15 protein-coding genes are annotated in these 18,108 nt (G+C 64.7%); 7 read left to right on the forward strand and 8 right to left on the reverse strand.

Annotation, left to right across the window (positions count from 1 at the left end; all coding sequences use genetic code 11):
* The 4 genes from AC2CGW_RS15875 (at position 1) to AC2CGW_RS15890 (ending at position 4,708) form a co-directional block, all read left to right on the forward strand.
* Positions 1-504, forward strand: coding sequence for a Csu type fimbrial protein (locus AC2CGW_RS15875; protein WP_112897910.1), 504 nt, complete (start codon positions 1-3; stop codon positions 502-504).
* 51 nt (positions 505-555) lie between these two features.
* On the forward strand, positions 556-1,335 hold the full coding sequence (locus AC2CGW_RS15880) for a fimbrial biogenesis chaperone (RefSeq protein WP_186669508.1): 780 nt from the start codon (positions 556-558) through the stop codon (positions 1,333-1,335).
* Between the two features lie 107 nt (positions 1,336-1,442).
* Positions 1,443-3,740, forward strand: a complete 2,298-nt coding sequence (locus AC2CGW_RS15885; RefSeq protein WP_186669660.1) for a fimbria/pilus outer membrane usher protein — start codon at positions 1,443-1,445, stop codon at positions 3,738-3,740.
* Entirely contained in the window at positions 3,737-4,708 is a 972-nt protein-coding gene (locus tag AC2CGW_RS15890; RefSeq protein WP_484574279.1) for a Csu type fimbrial protein, read from the forward strand. Before AC2CGW_RS15885 ends, AC2CGW_RS15890 begins: the two co-directional genes overlap by 4 nt.
* A 28-nt stretch (positions 4,709-4,736) precedes the next feature.
* Here AC2CGW_RS15890 and AC2CGW_RS15895 read toward each other — a convergent pair whose 3' ends face one another.
* The 3 genes from AC2CGW_RS15895 to AC2CGW_RS15905 form a co-directional block, all read right to left on the reverse strand.
* Positions 4,737-5,885, reverse strand: coding sequence for a M14 family metallopeptidase (locus AC2CGW_RS15895; protein WP_186669504.1), 1,149 nt, complete (start codon positions 5,883-5,885; stop codon positions 4,737-4,739).
* Between the two features lie 111 nt (positions 5,886-5,996).
* Entirely contained in the window at positions 5,997-6,512 is a 516-nt protein-coding gene (locus tag AC2CGW_RS15900) for a DUF4880 domain-containing protein (RefSeq protein WP_484574280.1), read from the reverse strand.
* 440 nt (positions 6,513-6,952) lie between these two features.
* A complete protein-coding gene (locus tag AC2CGW_RS15905; RefSeq protein WP_186709216.1) occupies positions 6,953-7,261 on the reverse strand; it encodes a DUF6124 family protein in 309 nt (102 codons plus the stop codon).
* Between the two features lie 130 nt (positions 7,262-7,391).
* On the opposite strand from AC2CGW_RS15905, the gene AC2CGW_RS15910 reads away from it, so the two are divergent.
* Positions 7,392-8,051, forward strand: coding sequence for a S24 family peptidase (locus AC2CGW_RS15910; protein WP_238343291.1), 660 nt, complete (start codon positions 7,392-7,394; stop codon positions 8,049-8,051).
* A 96-nt stretch (positions 8,052-8,147) separates the two neighbouring features.
* Here the strand turns inward: AC2CGW_RS15910 and AC2CGW_RS15915 are convergent, their stop codons facing one another.
* The 4 genes from AC2CGW_RS15915 to AC2CGW_RS15930 are packed head-to-tail and all read right to left on the reverse strand — an operon-like array spanning position 8,148 to position 13,706.
* On the reverse strand, positions 8,148-10,103 hold the full coding sequence (locus AC2CGW_RS15915; RefSeq protein WP_186669498.1) for an acetyl/propionyl/methylcrotonyl-CoA carboxylase subunit alpha: 1,956 nt from the start codon (positions 10,101-10,103) through the stop codon (positions 8,148-8,150).
* Positions 10,100-10,912 (reverse strand): gamma-carboxygeranoyl-CoA hydratase, encoded by an 813-nt coding sequence (locus AC2CGW_RS15920; RefSeq protein WP_484574281.1) that lies wholly within the window; start codon positions 10,910-10,912, stop codon positions 10,100-10,102. The genes AC2CGW_RS15915 and AC2CGW_RS15920 overlap by 4 nt, the downstream gene beginning before the upstream one ends.
* Positions 10,913-10,915: 3 nt before the next feature.
* A complete protein-coding gene (locus tag AC2CGW_RS15925) occupies positions 10,916-12,523 on the reverse strand; it encodes a carboxyl transferase domain-containing protein (protein WP_426353180.1) in 1,608 nt (535 codons plus the stop codon).
* 19 nt (positions 12,524-12,542) lie between these two features.
* Positions 12,543-13,706 carry an isovaleryl-CoA dehydrogenase gene (locus tag AC2CGW_RS15930; RefSeq protein WP_484574282.1) on the reverse strand — a complete coding sequence of 388 codons (1,164 nt, stop codon included), beginning with the start codon at positions 13,704-13,706 and terminating at the stop codon, positions 12,543-12,545.
* A gap of 279 nt (positions 13,707-13,985) precedes the next feature.
* On the opposite strand from AC2CGW_RS15930, the gene AC2CGW_RS15935 reads away from it, so the two are divergent.
* Positions 13,986-15,647 carry an AMP-binding protein gene (locus AC2CGW_RS15935; RefSeq protein ID WP_186709745.1) on the forward strand — a complete coding sequence of 554 codons (1,662 nt, stop codon included), beginning with the start codon at positions 13,986-13,988 and terminating at the stop codon, positions 15,645-15,647.
* A gap of 54 nt (positions 15,648-15,701) precedes the next feature.
* Here AC2CGW_RS15935 and AC2CGW_RS15940 read toward each other — a convergent pair whose 3' ends face one another.
* A complete protein-coding gene (locus AC2CGW_RS15940) occupies positions 15,702-15,863 on the reverse strand; it encodes a hypothetical protein (RefSeq protein WP_186669484.1) in 162 nt (53 codons plus the stop codon).
* Positions 15,864-16,002: 139 nt separating this feature from the next.
* On the opposite strand from AC2CGW_RS15940, the gene AC2CGW_RS15945 reads away from it, so the two are divergent.
* Positions 16,003-18,036: an alpha-1,4-glucan--maltose-1-phosphate maltosyltransferase gene (locus tag AC2CGW_RS15945; protein WP_411384179.1), complete on the forward strand. Its 2,034-nt coding sequence runs from the start codon at positions 16,003-16,005 to the stop codon at positions 18,034-18,036.
* Positions 18,037-18,108: the final 72 nt, after the last annotated feature.

Raw genomic sequence — 18,108 nt, forward strand, 5'->3', positions numbered from 1 at the left:
ATGCGCGGTTGGCCCCACGCACTGCTGGCGGGCCTGTGGCTGGTGTGGACGTCGCCCTCGACGGCAGCGACCACCAGTACCTTCCAGGTCAGCGCGCAGATCACCGCAGGCTGCCTGGTGGTCGGCGGCGTGAGCGCCTACGGCGTACTCGATTTCGGCACCCAGTCGGCGCTGTCCACCGCCACCCTGAGCACCGCGCTGGGCGGCACCACGGTGACCTTTCAATGTACGCCGGGCGTGACCCTTGGCATGAGCCTCGATGGCGGGCAGAACAGTGCCAGCGGCACGCGCAATCTCAAGCGCAGTGGCGGCACGCAGCTGGTGGCCTACCAGCTGTTTCGCGATGCGGCGTTGAGTCAGGCCCTGACCATCGGCACCAGCGTGCCGGTGAGCTATAGCGATCCGACGGCGATCAAGTTGCCGGTGTATGGCCGCACCCAGTTGCCCGGCAATGTGCCGGCGGGGACCTACACCGATGTAGTGCAAGTGACAGTGACCTGGTGATGCTGATCCGCACGTCCAGGCACGGCTATCGACAAGACAGAGGAGAGCGGCATGGGGGCAGGCGCGAACACGGCGCGGAACATCATCATCGGGGCATTGCTGCTGGCCAGCCTGCCGGTGCCAGCCGCGACGTCGGTGCTGATCTGGCCGATCGATCCGGTGCTCGAGGCCGACCAGAAGGCCGGCGCGCTATGGCTGGAGAACCGCGGTAGCGCGCCGGCCAGCCTGCAGGTGCGGGTGTTCGCCTGGCGCCAGGGCGATTATCAGGAGCAGTTCCAGGCGCAGCGCGAGATCATCGGCAGCCCCCCTGTGGCCAATATCCCGCCAGGTCAGAAGCAACTGATCCGGCTGACCCGCACCGGCAGCTCGCCGGTGGGCCAGGAGCAAGCCTACCGGATCATCATCGACGAGATCCCCTCGCCAACACCGGCCGATGCCAGCACCGAAGGGCCGAAGGCAGCCATTCGCCTGCAGATGCGCTATTCGGTGCCGCTGTTCGTGTATGGCGAAGGCCTGTGGGGCAAGCCCGACCCGGAGGGCAAGCGCAGCGCCGAAGGTGTCGGCAAGCCTCAATTGAGCTGGCGTGCAGTGACGGTACAGGGCAAGCCGTATATCGAGCTGCGCAATACCGGGCCGGTTCATGCGCGCCTCACCGATGTGGTGCTGCAGCAAGGGGGCCAGCAGAAGCCGCTGGTCGAGGGGCTGCTGGGTTATGTGCTGCCGGGGGCCAGCATGCGCTGGCCGGCACCGACCGAACTGGGCGCGAGCAGCGTGCTCAAGGGACGGGTCAATGGCCAGGAGGTGGCTCAGGCCATCCGCCAAGGGCAGTGACCTGCAAACGCGGGTAGTGGAGGGGCCAGGGAGGACCCGCCGATGGTTGGAAACCGTGTGTGAGTGGCTGGCGGCGGACGACGCGCCGGTGGTGGCTGGGCCTGGCGATGCTGGGGCCGATGCTGGGCGTGGCCGCCGATCTGCCGCCACCCCCGACAGAAAGCACCGCGATTGCCGATGCCACCCTGTACCTGGACATGCTGGTGAATCAGGTGCCCAAGGCTGAGCTGGTGCCGGTGCAGCAGCGTGCCGGGCGACTGTACCTGGCCAGCGATGCGCTGCGTGCGGCGGGCATCCTGGTGCCGGGCGATCCTCAGGGGGAGGTGGCGCTGGAGAGCATCGTCGGCCTGCATGTGGACTACGACAGCCCAAACCAGCGCCTGCTTCTGCAGGTGCCGCCGGCGTGGCTGCCCGACCAGCAGTTCGGTGGACGCAACCTGTATCCGGCCAGCGATGCGCGCAGTAGTTTCGGCGCCTTGCTCAACTATGACCTGTACCTGAACGACACCGATGATGCCGGCACCTATCTCGCCGCCTGGAACGAGCTGCGGGTGTTCGACAGTTGGGGCACCTTCTCCACCACCGGGCAGTGGCGTGAGTCATTCAACGGTGCCCCCCGGAATCAGAGCCGCGAAGGCTTTCTGCGCTACGACACCACCTGGCGTTTCACCGACGAGCAGCGCCTGTTGACCTACGAGGCAGGCGATCTGGTCACCAGCGCCTTGCCCTGGAGCAGCTCGGTGCGGGTGGGCGGCTTGCAGGTTTCCCGAGACTTTGCCGCACGCCCGGACCTGGTCACCTATCCGCTGCCGGCCTTTGCCGGAGAGGCGGCGGTACCCACGTCGCTGGATCTGTTCATCAATGGCTACAAGACCAGCACCACCGATCTGCAACCGGGGCCCTACACACTCACCAACGTGCCGTTCATCAACGGTGCCGGTGAAGCCGTGGTGGTGACCACCGATGCGCTCGGGCGCCAGATCTCGACGACCTTGCCGTTCTACGTGACCAGCAGCTTGCTGGCCGAGGGGCTGTCGGACTTTTCGGTGGCTGCCGGTAGCCTTCGCCGTGACTATGCCGTGAAGGACTTCGGCTACGGGCCCGCAGTGGCATCGGCGAGCTTGCGCCATGGTGTGTCCGATTACTTCACCCTCGAAACCCACGCCGAAACGGCCGAGTCGATGATGCTCGGTGGCCTGGGTGGCAACCTGCGCCTGGGAACCTTCGGTGTGCTCAACGCCGCCGTGGCGCAGAGCCGTTTCGAGGGCGACACAGGGCAGCAGGTGGCCTTGGGTTACCAGTACAACAGCCGACGTATCGGCTTCAACTACCAGCGGATCGAGCGCCATGGCGATTATGCCGACCTGACGCTGGTCGACAATCCCTATACCCGCCTGAGCACGCGCAGCGAGCAGGCGACCGTAAGCCTGAACCTGGATCGCTACGGCAGCGTCGGTGCTGGCTATTTCGACGTGCGCGCGGGGGATGGCTCGCGCACGCGGCTGATCAACCTGAGCTGGAGCAAGCCGTTGTGGCGCAACAGCAGCCTGTACCTGTCGGCCAACCGCGATGTCGGTGACAGCCAGTGGGCAGTGCAGGCACAACTGGTGGTCCCGTTCGATACCCATGGCACCCTGGCCTTCAGCGCCGAGCGCAGCAAGGACGGCCAGGACCTGCAGCGCGTCAACTACAGCCGCGCAGTGCCAGTGGGTGGCGGTGTGGGTTACAACCTTGGCTACGCCAATGGGGGGGATCGCGGCGCCTATCGGCAGGCCGATGTGACCTGGCGCCTGCAGTCCGTGCAGCTGCAGGCGGGGGTCTATGGCAGCAGCGAGGAGATGACCCGCTGGGCCGATGCCAGCGGTTCGCTGGTGCTGATGGACTCGGGCATGTTCGCCGCCAACCGTATCGATGATGCGTTCGTGGTTGTCAGCACCAGTGGCTACGCCGATGTGCCGGTGCGCTACGAGAACCAGATGGTCGGTCGCACCGACCGCAATGGCCACCTGCTGGTCCCGTACAGCAGCGGTTACTACCGTGGCAAGTACGAGATCGATCCAATGGAGCTGCCCGCCGATGTGATGGCTTCGACGGTCGAACAACGCGTCGCGGTGCGTCGGGGCAGTGGCTATCTGTTGGAGTTCCCGCTCAAGCGGGTGCTGGCAGCGAGCATCGTGCTGGTCGATGCCAACCAGCAGGAGCTCAAGCTGGGCAGCCGGGTGAGGGGCATCCAGGGTGGCAGCGAGGCCGTGGTGGGGTGGGATGGCCTGGTCTACCTGGAGAACCTGTCGGCGCACAATCGCCTGCAGGTCGAAGTCGCTGATGGCGGCCAGTGCCAGGTCGAATTCGACCTGCCTGAAGGGGAAGGGGCGATTCCGCTGATCGGCCCTCTGGTGTGCCGATGAATGCCCTGGGCAGGGTGGTGCTGGGGCTCGGCCTGTGTGCCGGTTGCGCTCAGGCGTGGTCGGCCTGTTCGGTGGGGGCCACGGTGCCTGCGTCCTTCGGCACGATCAATTCGACGCTGGTGCGCACCACGGTGCAACCGGCTTCGACCACCAATGCCGGGCTGTCCTGCACCGGCTCACTGTTGTCGCTGTTGACCAGCAACGACCATTTCTACGCCACCATCACCTCCGCCAGCACGGGCATGGTCGGCCCGACTGGCGATGTCATCCCCTATACGATCTACGCCAACAACACCACCAACTTTCCGATCAGCCGCGGCACGCGTTTCGATTTCGTCCCCAACGGCATCATCGACGCCCTGGGGCTGCTCAACGGCACCTCGCCCAAGTCGGTGCCGCTGTACCTGCGCACCGTGGTGGGGGCCAACGTTGCGGCCGGGGTCTACACCGAGACCCTGTCGATCTTCTGGGACTGGAACTATTGCTCAGGCATCGGCCTGGGCGGTATCTGCCTGGGACGGGATATCGGCAGCGGTACGCAGACCCTGACAGTGACGCTTACCGTCAGCAACGACTGCCAGATCACCACCCCCAACATCAGTTTTGCCAGTGCGCCGGTGGTGGCCGGGTTTGCGACGGTGAACCAGAGCATCAACATCGCCTGTACCAAGGGCAGCAACTACACGGTCGGGCTGGACGATGGGCAGAACGTGTCGGGTGGGCGTCGGCGGATGAAGTCCACGGCCAACAACTACCTGGCCTACGACATCTTCAAGAGCGCTGGCACCGTGCGTTGGGGATCGGTGGGCGCGGCCCGGCGCGCGAGCAGCGACGCCAACGTGAACCCCGGTGCCGGCACGGGCACCGGCAGCCAGGTGTTCAACTACAACGCCAAGGTCTACACCGATCAGGCGACGCCGCCTGCAGCGACCTACACCGACAGCGTGATTCTCGACGTGCAGTTCTGAGCGGATCAATGGGCCGCTGTCTTGCGGATCAGCGCAACTCCTTGACCATCTTTTCCAACGTTTCCAGCACTGCGCCTGCCAACTTCTTGGAGCGCGCGCCCGACCAGCCGCACTTGGCGTCGGGGTTGTCGTCGTGGTCCTTGAACGGCATTTCCAAGGTCAGCGACAGGCAGTCGTAGGCCTGCCCGACCGCATTGCAGGCCAGCGTCATGTTCGCTTGGCCAGGCTGGTCGCGGGTGTAGCCGTGGACGGTCTGGAAGTCTTTGGTCACGCTGCACAGGGTGCTACGAAACTGCTCCTCCAGCTTGGCGATGCGTGGTGTGTAGCCCGGGTTGCCTTCGCAGGCCGCGGTGAATACATGGGGGATTTCCTCGTCGCCATGGGCGTCGACGAAGGCATCCACGCCGTACTGCTTCATCTGGCTCTGGGCGAAGAACACCTCCGGGCTGAGCTCGACACTGGCGTCCTGCCAGGCACGGTTGAGGTCCTTACCCTTGAAGTTGGTGCGCAGATGGCCGAGGAAGGCGCCGTCAGGGTTCATGTTGGGGATCAGGTACAGGTCGGCTTGGGCAAGCAGGCGCTGGACCGTTGCATCGTTGCTCTCAAGGCAGTCGATCACGCCCTCCATGAACCACTCGGCCATGTGTTCACCGGGGTGCTGCTGGGCGATGATCCACAGTTTGCGCTTGCCGTCGGCGCCATCACCGGCACGCAGCAGCGGGATGTCGCGGCCCTGCACGCTACGACCGCTGGCCAGCAGCGTGACGCCGGGAATATGCCGGGCCCGCTCGATGAGCTGGTTGTGGCGCGCGCGTGGGTAGGGTTCGAAATAGGCGAACCAAGCCTGTGGCTGTTCGGCCGTGAAATCGAACGCCAGGGCCTTGCCGTCGAAGCTGCTGGGTACGCGGAACCAGTTCTGCTGGTCGTACGACGCCACGGCGTGGTAGCCGTCCCAGGCGTTCTTGTAGGAGGACTCATGGGCGTTGTCGAGGCTGAAGCGGTGGGTCTGGCCGACCGTCAGGCCGCTCACCTTGAAATGGAACCACTGGAAGTGGCCGCTGTGGGTGTCGGGGCGGATGGCCAGGCGCACCTGGCGCGGGTCACTGGCATCCAGTACCTGGATATTGCCGGAATCGAAATCGCAGTCGATCTGCAGTGGGGACAGCGTCACGGTCATTGCCAGACTCCTGTGGCTTTGTTGTGACGCTACTGTAGCTCAACGACAGGTGGGGTGTCTTTGCTGGCCCCTTTATGCGACAAGCTCCCGCGCGAGGGCGGCGCCTGCGTATCAGGCGAGCAGCCCGAGGGCGATCAATGCGGCCACGCCCAGGCCTACGGCAATCGAACACCCGCCCAGCGATAACGCGGCACGGCCATTGCGATACCCGCCATCCTGGCCCAACTGGCGAGCTGGAGCCAGCAGGCTGCGCCAGCACAGTTCGATCTGCTCAAAGGCCTGCAGGTGCTGCGGCGCGGCGTCCAGCCAACGGCGGAAATCGATGCGCTCGCAGGTTGTCGCCTCCGGGCTTTGCAGGCGCACGTACCATTGGCCGGCAATGCTGGCCAGGCGGTCGCCACGTGGCAATGCGCTTTGCAGTGCCTGGAAGAGATGGCGTTCGATGGTCAGCTGGGGCAGGTCGAGGCGGGCAGCAATGTCGGCAATGCCGAGCTGGTCGAGGCGATTGAGCAGAAACACCTGCTGAACCCGGCGTGGCAAGCGCCTGAGGCCATGCAGCAACGTGTCTTCGGTAGGCGGGCGGGCGACTTGCGGGCCATGCTCGAGGGGCAGCAGCAGACGGGTCATGGACGGCTCCTTGCGCGAGAAGAGGGGGAGAGGGGGCATCCTCCCTGATGCGCAGGCAGCTTAATCTTAACGAGATTGATTCTCAAGTGCTGTTTGCGCAAAACGCTGTAACACGCATTCACGAATTGACACACCTTTGCTATCATCGCGGCCATTCAACGCGGTAACCCTTCTTCATTAGCCTGAAGAGCCAAAAAAAATGACCCGGCAAAAAGCCGGGTCAAAAACCGTGATTAGCCTGATGAGGAGATAATCTGAGCGCCCGACCTGAGGGCTCCAGGTTATCCAGCGGGTCTCGCGACCTGCTGAGTGCAATAATAATCGTTATCATTTGCAAGTCAAATGATTTTTCTGTCCTCCAGAAAAATAATTTCTTGTGCACTTCCTCTGTCCGGCAACCGGGCAGTGTCAGTTACCCGGTCATCACGTACTCCCGTCTTTCACAACCCTTGTGGCGCATGCCGTTGCTCCAGCATCGCGCGGGCCATGTTCACCATATGCATCAATGCGAACAGCACCTCGCGGGTCGTGCCCTGTTGGTGGCTGCCGGTCTCTTGTGCCGTGGCTGCTGCGCAACGCAGCAGGGCCATGGCGTGGGCGCTGGCCTGCTCTGGGGAGACCTCCTCGCGAAGGGTCCAGGGCACGCTGTCGATGCTGGTGTGGGGGGGCGTCGGGTTGAGGTAGTAATCGAGCGCGCGACGCGCGGCCTCGCTGTCCAAATCCTTTTCTGGATGTGTCATCGGTTTCATCCTGTTACCTGTTGAGCGTGATAGGGAAATCAGTACACTCGAATACTAATACGAAAAGTACTTATGCCTATCAGATTAATAATACAATATGTGTATTGAGCGCTGATGGGCAGTCCGTATCGTGCGGGCGATGGAAAAATGGATCGCGCTGGTCAAGCAAAGGATGCGGGAGCTGGGGCTTTCGCAGGAACAACTCGCCGAACGTGTTGGGGTGACCCAGGGCGGTGTCGGCCATTGGCTGCGTGGCACCCGTCAGCCGAAGGTGGGCATGATGAACCAGGTCCTGCAGGCCCTGGGGATGGCGCACCTGCATGTTTCGCTGCGCATGGTACGCATCGACCAACTGGCCGAGCCCAATGGCGCCTACGCCGCCGAGGCAGGCGGGGATGACGACGACCTGCTGCAGTACATCATGTGCTTCCGCTATCCGGTGCTGGCCTGGACCGAGCTGGAGGGGCCGTGGCCCGAGGGGTGCATCGTCTATGAGCAGACCGACTACCCGGCGCTGGGCAAGGCATTCTGGTTGCCGGTCGAAGGCGACCTGATGAGCGCCGCCACCGGCCCCAGCGTGCCCGAGCAAACGCTGGTGCTGGTGGATCCTGGGGTGCCGGCGGCGCCAGGCAAACTGGTGATCGCCCGGCAGAAGGGCACCTCGGCGATGTTCCGGCAGTTGGTCGAGGATGGCGGGCAGCGGTATCTCAAACCGTTGAACCCGACCTACCCGAAGCTGCTGTGCGGCGAGGATTTCGAAGTGCTGGGCGTGGTGGTGAGGTCGCACGGGCGGCATTGAGCCCGCCCGGCCATGTGGTGCGGCTAGTCTTCATCCAGGCGCGGAAAACCAGCGCAATCCCTGCAGGAGCGGCACATGGCCGCTCCTGCAGGCCCCTCAGCTCTCTTCCAGTTCCACCAGCACCGTCCCTTCGCTGACCATGTCGCCTTCCTGGCAGAACAACGCCTTCACGATCCCCGCCTGCGGTGCACGAATACTGTGCTCCATCTTCATCGCCTCCAGCACCACCAGCGCCGTTCCGGCTTCCACTGCCTGACCCGCTTCGACCAGCACGCGCACGATGCTGCCGTTCATGGGCGCGCCAAGCCCCCCCTGATGGCCATGGCTGGCCTCGGCGGCGGCAATCGGATCGAACGCCGTGACTGCGTGCAGTTCGCCCGCCCATTGCAGGTACAGCACGCCCTCGCGACGAATGGCCAGGTAGCGTCGCCGCAGGCCATCCTGGTCCTGCACCAGTTGCTCGCCGAACAATTGGAACGCTGAGGGCGCGCTGTTCTGCAGCGCCACGGCCTGGTCCTGACCCTCGCATGACAGATGCAGGCTGCTGCGGGCTGGCAGGCCCAGGCGCAAGCCATCGCAGCGGGCCCAGGGCGAGTTGCCGTCGTCTGTGCGACGTCGTGGCGAGCCGCTCTGCAGCCAGGCTTCGGCAGCGGCTTGCCAGAACAGCGCCGGACGCTCGCCGGTGGCGGGCAGCAGCACTTCGTGATGACGGCCAATGAAGCCGGTATCCAGTTCGGCGGCCGCGAAGGCCGGATGGGCGAGGATGCGCCGCAGGAAGGCGATGTTGGTTTTCAAGCCGCCGATGGCGAACTCGTCGAGCATGGCCAGTAGTCGCAAGCGCGCCTGTTCACGATCCTGTCCCCAGGCGATCAGCTTGCCCAGCATCGGGTCGTAGAACGGCGAGATCACATCGCCCTCGCTGACCCCGCTGTCGACCCGGCGCCCTTCGCCTGGCGCCGATTCGCGGTACAGCGCCAGGGTGCCAGTGGCCGGCAGGAAGTCATTGGCCGGATCTTCCGCATACAGCCGCACCTCGATAGCATGGCCAACCAGCGGCACCTGCTCCTGGGTGATCGGCAAGGCCTCGCCGCAAGCGACACGGATCTGCCAGGCCACCAGGTCCAGCCCGGTGATCGCCTCGGTGACCGGGTGTTCGACCTGCAGGCGGGTGTTCATTTCCATGAAGAAGAACTCGCCGCGGGCATCGAGCAGGAACTCCACGGTGCCAGCGCCGACATAACCGATGGCCTGGGCCGCGCGCACCGCCGCTTCTCCCATGGCTTGGCGCAGTTGCGCCGACAGGCCTGGAGCCGGAGCCTCTTCGACAACCTTCTGGTGGCGACGCTGGATCGAGCAGTCGCGTTCGTTGAGGTACAGGCAATGGCCGTGTTGGTCGGCGAACACCTGGATTTCCACGTGCCGAGGCTTGAGCACGTACTTTTCCACCAACATTCGCGCATCGCCGAACGACGATTGCGCCTCGCGTTGTGCCGAGGCCAGGGCGTCGGCCAGCTCGCTCTCCTGCTCGACCACCTTCATGCCCTTGCCGCCACCCCCGGCACTGGCCTTGAGCAGCACCGGATAACCAATGCGTTCGGCAGCGGCACGGAAGGTCTCCAGGTCCTGGGCGTCACCGTGATAGCCGGGCACCAGCGGCACCCCGGCGGCTTCCATCAGGGCCTTGGCCGCCGACTTGCTGCCCATGGCATCGATGGCGCTGGCCGGTGGGCCGAGGAAGATCAGCCCGGCCTGCTCGATGGCGCGGGCAAAGCCTGCGTTCTCGGAAAGAAAGCCGTAGCCGGGATGGATCGCCTGTGCGCCACTGGCCTTGGCTGCAGCGATCAGCTTGTCGATCACCAGGTAGCTGTCGGCGGCCTTGGTGCCGCCCAGGTCGACGCGGATATCGGCTTCGCGGCTGTGCCGGGCGTCACGGTCGGTGGCGCTGTGCACTGCGACGGTGGTCAGGCCCATGGCCTTGGCGGTGCGCATCACCCGACAGGCGATCTCGCCGCGGTTGGCGACCAGCAGGGTGGTCAGCGGGGGGTGGCTCATGGGCGAGGTTCCTTGTCGACGGGCTGCCAGGCGGGGCGGCGTTTTTCCAGGAAGGCGCTCAGGCCCTCCTGGCCTTCGGCGCTGACACGAATGCGGGCGATGGTGTTCTCGGTGTAGCGGCGCAGGGCAGGGCTCAGTTCGCCATCGTCCACCTCGCGCAGCAGGTCCTTGGTGGCGCGCAGGGCCTGAGGGCTGTTGAGCAGCAGGTTGTCGATCCAGGCCTGGACCTGGGTGTCCAGTTCGCTGGCAGGGTACACCTCGGCCAGCAGGCCCAGCTCGCGGGCGCGCGCACCACTGAAGCGCTCGGCGGTCAGGGCATAGCGGCGAGCGGCACGCTCACCGATGGCCTTGACCACGAACGGGCTGATCACTGCCGGTGCCAGGCCGATGCGGACCTCCGACAGACACAGCTGTGCATCTTCAGCGCCGATGGCCATGTCGCAGCAACTGATCAGGCCCAGCGCACCACCGAATGCGGCGCCCTGGACCACGGCCAGGGTCGGCGCCTTGAGGCGATGCAGCGCGTACATCAGCTCGCCCAGTTCATGGGCGTCGTTCAGGTTGGTATTGAAGTCCAATTGCGCCGACTGCTGCATCCAGGCCAGGTCAGCACCGGCGCTGAAGTGCCGGCCACGGCCACGCAGCAGCACGAAGCGCAGGCGGCTGTCTTCGCCCAGTTGGTCGATGGCAACGATCAGCTCGCGAATCATCTGGGCGTTGAAGGCGTTGTTCTTGTCTTCCCGGCTCAGCCACAGGGTGGCGAAGCCGCGAGGGTCCTTTATCACTTCGAGGGTGGCAAAATCGCTCATGGGTCACATCCGGAAAATGCCGAAGCGGCTCTGTTCGATCGGGGCGTTCAGCGCGGCGGACAAGGCAAGGCCCAGCACTTCACGGGTTTGCGCCGGGTCGATGACGCCGTCATCCCACAGCCGGGCGCTGGAATAGTAAGGGTGGCCCTGGCGCTCGTATTGGTCGAGGATCGGCTGCTTGAGCTGCTTTTCGTCCTCGGCGCTGAACACCTCGCCACTGCGCTCGCTCTGCTCGCGCTTGACCTGGGCCAGCACGCCGGCGGCCTGTTCGGCGCCCATCACGCCAATTCGCGCGTTAGGCCACATCCACAGGAAGCGCGGATCGTAGGCGCGCCCGCACATGCCGTAGTTGCCAGCACCGAAGCTGCCGCCGATGATCACCGTGAACTTCGGCACCTGGGCGCAGGCCACTGCGGTCACCAGCTTGGCGCCGTGCTTGGCGATACCGCCCTCCTCGTATTTCTTGCCGACCATGAATCCCGTGATGTTCTGCAGGAACAACAGCGGGATGCCGCGTTGGCAGGCCAGTTCGATGAAGTGCGCGCCTTTTTGCGCAGCCTCGGCAAAGAGGATGCCGTTGTTGGCCAGGATCGCTACCGGGTAGCCATGCAGGTGGGCGAAACCGCACACCAGGGTGGTGCCGAACAGGGCCTTGAATTCATCGAACACGGAGCCATCGACCAGGCGCGCGATGATCTCGCGCACATCGAACGGTTGCTTGGCATCGGCCGGCACCACGCCGTACAGCTCCTGGGCGTCGTACAGCGGTGCGATCGGTGCCTGGCATTGCAGGCGCCCGAGTTTGTGCCAGTTGAGGTTGGCCACGCTGCGCCGGGCGATCGCCAGGGCATGCTCGTCGTTGTCGGCATAGTGGTCGGCCACGCCGCTGGTGCGGCAATGCACATCGGCGCCGCCCAGGTCTTCGGCGCTCACCACCTCGCCGGTGGCGGCCTTCACCAGCGGCGGGCCGGCGAGGAAGATGGTCGCCTGCTGGCGCACCATGATCGCTTCGTCGGCCATCGCCGGCACATAGGCGCCACCTGCGGTGCACGAGCCCATCACCACGGCGATCTGCGCAATGCCGAGGGCGCTCATGTTGGCCTGGTTGAAGAAGATCCGTCCGAAGTGCTCACGATCCGGGAACACTTCGTCCTGGCGTGGCAGGTTGGCGCCGCCGGAGTCGACCAGGTAGATGCACGGCAGGCGATTCTGCAGGGCGATGGTCTGCGCGCGCAGGTGTTTCTTCACGGTCAGCGGGTAGTAGGAGCCGCCTTTGACCGTGGCGTCGTTGGCCACGATCATGCACTCGACCCCTTCGACGCGGCCGATGCCGGCGATCACGCCTGCTGCCGGCACGTCTTCGCCATACACCTCATGGGCGGCGAGCTGGCCGATCTCGAGAAACGCCGAGCCCGGGTCGAGCAGGCGGTCGATGCGCTCGCGCGGCAGCAGCTTGCCGCGCGAGGTGTGGCGCTGCTGGGCCTTGGGCCCGCCGCCCTGGCTGACCTGGGCCAGCAGGGTGCGCAGGGCATCGACCTGTTCGAGCATGGCCGCGCTGTTGCTGGCGAACTCAGCCGAGCGCGGGTTGATCTGGGTGTGCAGGGTAGCCATGGACGCCAGCTCCTTGTACTCAGCGGGTTTCGTTGAACAGTTCGCGACCAATCAGCATCCGGCGAATTTCGCTGGTGCCGGCACCGATCTCGTAGAGTTTGGCGTCACGCAGCAGGCGGCCGGCCGCGAATTCGTTGATGTAGCCGTTGCCGCCGAGAATCTGGATCGCTTCCAGGGCCATCTGCGTAGCGCGTTCGGCGGTGTAGAGGATCACCCCGGCGGCGTCCTTGCGCGTGGTCTCGCCACGGTCGCAGGCCTGGGCCACGGCGTAGAGGTAGGCGCGGCTGGCGTTGAGCTGGGTGTACATGTCGGCGATCTTGCCCTGGATCAGCTGGAATTCGCCGATGCTTTGGCCGAACTGCTTGCGATCGTGGATGTAGGGCACTACCAGGTCCATGCAGCTCTGCATGATGCCGGTCGGACCGCCCGAGAGCACCACGCGCTCGTAGTCCAGGCCGCTCATCAGCACACGCACACCGCCATTGAGCTGGCCGAGGATGTTTTCTTCCGGCACTTCGACGCCATCGAAGAACAGCTCGCAGGTGTTGGAGCCGCGCATGCCCAGCTTGTCGAACTTGTTGCTGCGCGAGAAGCCCTTCCAGTCACGTTCGACGATGAATGCGCTGATGCCGTGCGGGCCCTTGTCCAGGTCGGTCTTGGCGTAGATCACGTAGGTGTTGGCGTCGGGGCCGTTGGTGATCCAGGTCTTGCTGCCGTTGAGTACATAGCGGTCGCCGCGTTTCTCGGCGCGCAGTTTCATCGACACCACGTCGGAGCCGGCATTGGGCTCGCTCATGGCCAGGGCGCCGATGTGCTCGCCGCTGATCAGCTTGGGCAGGTACTTCAGCTTCTGTTCATGGGTGCCGTTGCGGTTGATCTGGTTGACGCAGAGGTTGGAGTGGGCGCCATAGGACAGTGCCACCGAGGCCGAGGCGCGGCTGATCTCTTCCATCGACACCACATGGGCCAGGTAGCCCAGGCCTGCGCCGCCATATTCCTCCGCGACGGTGATGCCCAGCAGGCCCATGTCGCCGAACTTGCGCCACATGTCGGCGGGGAACAGGTTGTCGTGGTCGATCTGCGCCGCGCGCGGGGCGAGTTCGGCGGCAGCGAAGGTGCGTACCTGGTCGCGGAGCATGTCGATGGTCTCGCCCAGGGCGAAGTTCAGGGTCGGGTAATGCATGGGGGCACCTTGTTGTTCTTGAAATTCGAGGTACTGCACCGACCCTGTGGGAGCGGGCTTGCCCGCGATGCCCGTCAGAACGGCCAGCGCTGTTGTCTGGTCCGGCCTCATCGCGGGCAAGTCCGCTCCCACAGGGTCGGTGCTCGTGGTTGACGTTAACGTAAACCTGCCTTTCCGGGCTGTCAATTGGAACATCACCTTTACGTAAACGTAAATCTGCGCCAAAGTAATTGCCGCTTGCTTCAGTCATGCCCAGAACAACCACAAGAAGGGACACTCATGAGTCAACCAAGCTACACCCGCGGCCGCCAGGACCGGCCTCTGCTGACCCAGACCATCGGCCAGGCGTTCGATGCCACCGCCGCCCGCTGGCCCGAGCGCGAGGCCCTGGTGGTGCGTCACCAAGGCCTGCGCTATAGCTGGCGCGCGTTGGCCGAGCAGGTCGAGGTGCATGCCCGGGCCCTGATTGCCCTGGGCGTGGCCAGTGGCGATCGCGTCGGTATCTGGGCGCCTAACTGCGCCCAGTGGTGCATCCTGCAGATCGCCACGGCGAAGGTCGGCGCGATCCTGGTCAACATCAACCCGGCGTACCGGGTGGGCGAGCTGGAGTATGTGTTGCGCCAGTCCGGCTGCAGCTGGCTGGTGTGTGCCGATGCCTTCAAGTCGTCCGACTATCACGCGATGGTCCAGGAAATGCTGCCCGAGCTGGGTGCGCAGCCGCTGGCGAGTGAACGCCTGCCGGACCTGCAGGGCGTCATCAGCCTGTCGTCGCACCCGCCCGAAGGCTTTCTGCCCTGGGATGCACTGGCCGAACGGGCAGGGCAGGTCGATGCCCAGGCGTTGCAGGCGAGGCAGCAGGGCTTGCAGTTCGACCAGGCGGTGAACATCCAGTACACCTCCGGCACCACTGGCGCGCCGAAAGGCGCCACGCTCAGCCACTACAACATCCTCAACAACGGCTTCATGGTCGGCGAAAGCCTGGGCCTGAGCGAACGGGACCGCATGGTGATCCCGGTGCCGCTGTACCACTGCTTTGGCATGGTCATGGCCAACCTGGGTTGCATCACCCACGGCAGCACCATGATCTACCCCAACGACGCCTTCGATCCCGAGTTGACGCTGCAGGCCGTGGCCGAAGAGCGTGCCAGCATCCTCTATGGCGTGCCGACCATGTTCATCGCCATGCTCGACCACCCGTCGCGCAGCACCCTGGACCTCTCGACCCTGCGCAGCGGCATCATGGCCGGTGCCACCTGCCCGATCGAGGTGATGCGCCGGGTGATCGAGCAGATGCACATGGGTGAGGTGCAGATCGCCTACGGCATGACCGAGACCAGCCCGGTGTCGCTGCAGACAGGCCCGGATGACGAGCTGGAACTGCGCGTGACCACGGTCGGGCGCACGCAGCCGCAACTGGAGACCAAGCTGGTGGACGCGCACGGCGCCATCGTCCCGCGTGGCGAGATCGGCGAGCTCTGCACCCGCGGCTACAGCGTGATGCTCGGTTACTGGGATAACCCCGAAGCCACTCAACAGGCGATCGATCCGGCGCGCTGGATGCGCACGGGTGACCTGGCGGTGATGGACGAACAGGGCTATGTGCGCATCGTCGGGCGCAACAAGGACATGATCATTCGCGGCGGCGAGAATATCTATCCGCGAGAGCTCGAGGAGTTTTTCCATACCCACCCGGCGGTTGCCGATGCTCAGGTGATCGGCATCCCTTGCAGCCGCTATGGTGAAGAGGTCGTGGCCTGGATCAAGCTGCACCCCGGGCACAGCGCCACGGTCGAGGACTTGCAGGCCTGGTGCAAGGCACGCATCGCGCACTTCAAGGTGCCGCGGCATTTCCGCTTCGTCGAAGCGTTCCCGATGACGGTGACCGGCAAGGTGCAGAAGTTCAGGATGCGCGAGATCAGCATCGAAGAAATGCAGATGTAAGGTTCAAGCGGCGGGCGCAGCTTGCCGCTTGCAACTCGCCACTTGCAGCTATCCTCAAGCTTTCACCGGCGGCTCCTGGCTCGGCGGATCACCCACCGTCGGCGGCACGGTCGGCTTGATCGGCAGTTCGTCCGGATCTTCCTCGGGCACCGGCGGCGGCAGCGCCGGGTCGTCGATGTTCGGATCGGGCGTCTCTGGTGGAGTGGGAATGTTCATGGCCTGACCTCGCGCAGTGGATGAAGAGGTTGTGCAGGCTTCGACCTGCCGTACCAGCCATTCGCTCAATTTTTTTGAACCCGCCGCGCACCCACGGCTCTGAACCCTTACCGCCACCAGCTTAGGGGAGCAAGGTTCGATGTCCGGTAATGAGCCCGTCGCAAAAGCGCCTTTCGAGCAAGTGCCCAAGGCCAACGATCATCCCGACCAGGCCATCAGCCTGTCCCAGGCCTTGCTGGCGCCACGCATCGTGATCGAGGACACCACTCCCGTACTCGACGGTGGCACCTTCGCGGCCAAGGCGGTAAGCGGACAGCCCGTGCAGGTGACCAGCAAGGTCTACAGCGACGGTCATGACCGCCTGGCGGTGGTCTTGCACTGGCGCCAGGCCCACAGCCGCCACTGGCATGGCGTGCCGATGACGTCGGCAGGCAATGACCTGTGGGTTGCCGAGTTCACGCCAGTGGAACTGGGCTTGCACCTGTTCGGCATCGAAGCCTGGATCGATCCCTACGCCACCTATTGCCACGACCTCGAGAAGAAGTACCACGCCGGTGTCGAGGTCAAGCTGGAGCTGGAGGAGGGCAGGCTGCTGCTGGGTAAGGGCATCGAGCGCAGCGAAGGGCCGTTGCGCGAGCAGCTCGAACAGTTGCAACAGCGTTTGCCGACGCTGGCACCGGACGAGCAGGTGGCTTTGCTGCTGAGCCCTGAAAGCGCCAGCCTGATGAGTCAGGCCGAACACCGCGCTTACCTGACTCGCAGCCCCGAGCTGCCGCTGGACGTGGACCGCGAGCGCGCCCTGTTTGCCAGCTGGTACGAACTGTTTCCGCGTTCGATCACCGACGATCCGGCGCGCCATGGCACCTTCGACGATGTGCACCAGCGCCTGCCGATGATCCGCGACATGGGCTTCGACGTGCTGTACTTCCCGCCCATTCACCCCATCGGCAAGCAGCACCGCAAGGGGCGCAACAATGCCTTGCAGGCAGGCCCCGACGACCCGGGCAGCCCCTACGCCATCGGCAGCCCCGATGGCGGCCATGACGCCATCCACCCGCAACTGGGCAGCCGCGAAGACTTCCGTCGGCTGGTCGCCGCCGCCGCCGAGCATGGTCTGGAAATCGCCCTCGACTTCGCCATCCAGTGTTCCCAGGACCACCCCTGGCTTACCGAACATCCTGGCTGGTTCAGTTGGCGCCCGGACGGCACCATTCGCTACGCCGAGAACCCACCGAAAAAATACCAGGATATCGTCAACGTCGATTTCTATGCGCCTGACGCTGTCCCCTCGTTGTGGCTGGCACTGCGCGATGTGGTGGTCGGCTGGGTCGAGGAGGGCGTGCGCACCTTCCGCGTCGACAACCCGCACACCAAGCCGCTGCCCTTCTGGCAATGGCTGATCGCCAATGTGCGCAGCCAGTACCCTGATGTGATCTTCCTCGCCGAGGCGTTTACCCGCCCGGCGATGATGGCGCGCCTGGGCAAGGTCGGGTACGCGCAGAGCTACACCTATTTCACCTGGCGCAATACCAAGCAGGAGCTGCGCGAATACTTCGAGCAGCTCAACCAGCCGCCGTGGAGCCTGTGCTACCGGCCGAACTTCTTCGTCAACACCCCCGACATCAACCCCTATTTCCTGCAGACCAGCGGGCGCGCCGGCTTTCTCATTCGTGCGGCGCTGGCGACCATGGGCTCGGGGCTGTGGGGCATGTACTCGGGGTTCGAGCTGTGCGAGGGCACGCCGTTGCCGGGCAAGGAGGAATACCTGGATTCGGAGAAGTACGAGATCCGCCCGCGCGACTTCACCGCGCCCGGCAACATCGTCGCCGAGATTGCCCAACTCAACCGTATTCGCCGACAGAACCGCGCCTTGCAGACGCATCTGGGCGTGGCCTTCTTCAACTGCTGGAACGACCAGATCCTGTATTTCGCCAAGCGCACGCCCGAGCGCGACAACTTTATCCTGATCGCCATCAGCCTCGATCCGTACAACGCCCAGGAGGCGCACTTCGAACTGCCGCTGTGGGAGCTGGGGCTCGATGACAACGCCGATACGCAAGGCGAGGACCTGATGACCGGGCACCGCTGGACCTGGCATGGCAAGACCCAGTGGATGCGCATCGAGCCCTGGCACCAGCCGTTCGGGATCTGGCGTATCGAGAAAGCCTTGTAAATGCAGGGGCCGCGTTGCGGCCCTTCGCGGGCAAGCCCGATCCCACAGGTTTTGCGCCGCCTTTGTAGGAGC

This window comes from Pseudomonas sp. SYWMCR5 (genome assembly GCF_057197165.1).

Bases quoted from the DNA above. Each gene is read 5' to 3' on its own strand.
- AC2CGW_RS15910 (WP_238343291.1), top strand. From the start codon at position 7,392: ATGGAAAAATGGATCGCGCTGGTCAAGCAAAGGATGCGGGAGCTGGGG.
- AC2CGW_RS15880 (WP_186669508.1), top strand. From the start codon at position 556: ATGGGGGCAGGCGCGAACACGGCGCGGAACATCATCATCGGGGCATTG.
- AC2CGW_RS15895 (WP_186669504.1), bottom strand. From the start codon at position 5,885: ATGACCGTGACGCTGTCCCCACTGCAGATCGACTGCGATTTCGATTCC.
- AC2CGW_RS15915 (WP_186669498.1), bottom strand. From the start codon at position 10,103: ATGAGCCACCCCCCGCTGACCACCCTGCTGGTCGCCAACCGCGGCGAG.
- AC2CGW_RS15905 (WP_186709216.1), bottom strand. From the start codon at position 7,261: ATGAAACCGATGACACATCCAGAAAAGGATTTGGACAGCGAGGCCGCG.
- AC2CGW_RS15935 (WP_186709745.1), top strand. From the start codon at position 13,986: ATGAGTCAACCAAGCTACACCCGCGGCCGCCAGGACCGGCCTCTGCTG.
- AC2CGW_RS15885 (WP_186669660.1), top strand. From the start codon at position 1,443: ATGCTGGGGCCGATGCTGGGCGTGGCCGCCGATCTGCCGCCACCCCCG.
- AC2CGW_RS15920 (WP_484574281.1), bottom strand. From the start codon at position 10,912: ATGAGCGATTTTGCCACCCTCGAAGTGATAAAGGACCCTCGCGGCTTC.
- AC2CGW_RS15940 (WP_186669484.1), bottom strand. From the start codon at position 15,863: ATGAACATTCCCACTCCACCAGAGACGCCCGATCCGAACATCGACGAC.
- AC2CGW_RS15875 (WP_112897910.1), top strand. From the start codon at position 1: ATGCGCGGTTGGCCCCACGCACTGCTGGCGGGCCTGTGGCTGGTGTGG.
- AC2CGW_RS15930 (WP_484574282.1), bottom strand. From the start codon at position 13,706: ATGCATTACCCGACCCTGAACTTCGCCCTGGGCGAGACCATCGACATG.
- AC2CGW_RS15945 (WP_411384179.1), top strand. From the start codon at position 16,003: ATGTCCGGTAATGAGCCCGTCGCAAAAGCGCCTTTCGAGCAAGTGCCC.
- AC2CGW_RS15890 (WP_484574279.1), top strand. From the start codon at position 3,737: ATGAATGCCCTGGGCAGGGTGGTGCTGGGGCTCGGCCTGTGTGCCGGT.
- AC2CGW_RS15900 (WP_484574280.1), bottom strand. From the start codon at position 6,512: ATGACCCGTCTGCTGCTGCCCCTCGAGCATGGCCCGCAAGTCGCCCGC.
- AC2CGW_RS15925 (WP_426353180.1), bottom strand. From the start codon at position 12,523: ATGGCTACCCTGCACACCCAGATCAACCCGCGCTCGGCTGAGTTCGCC.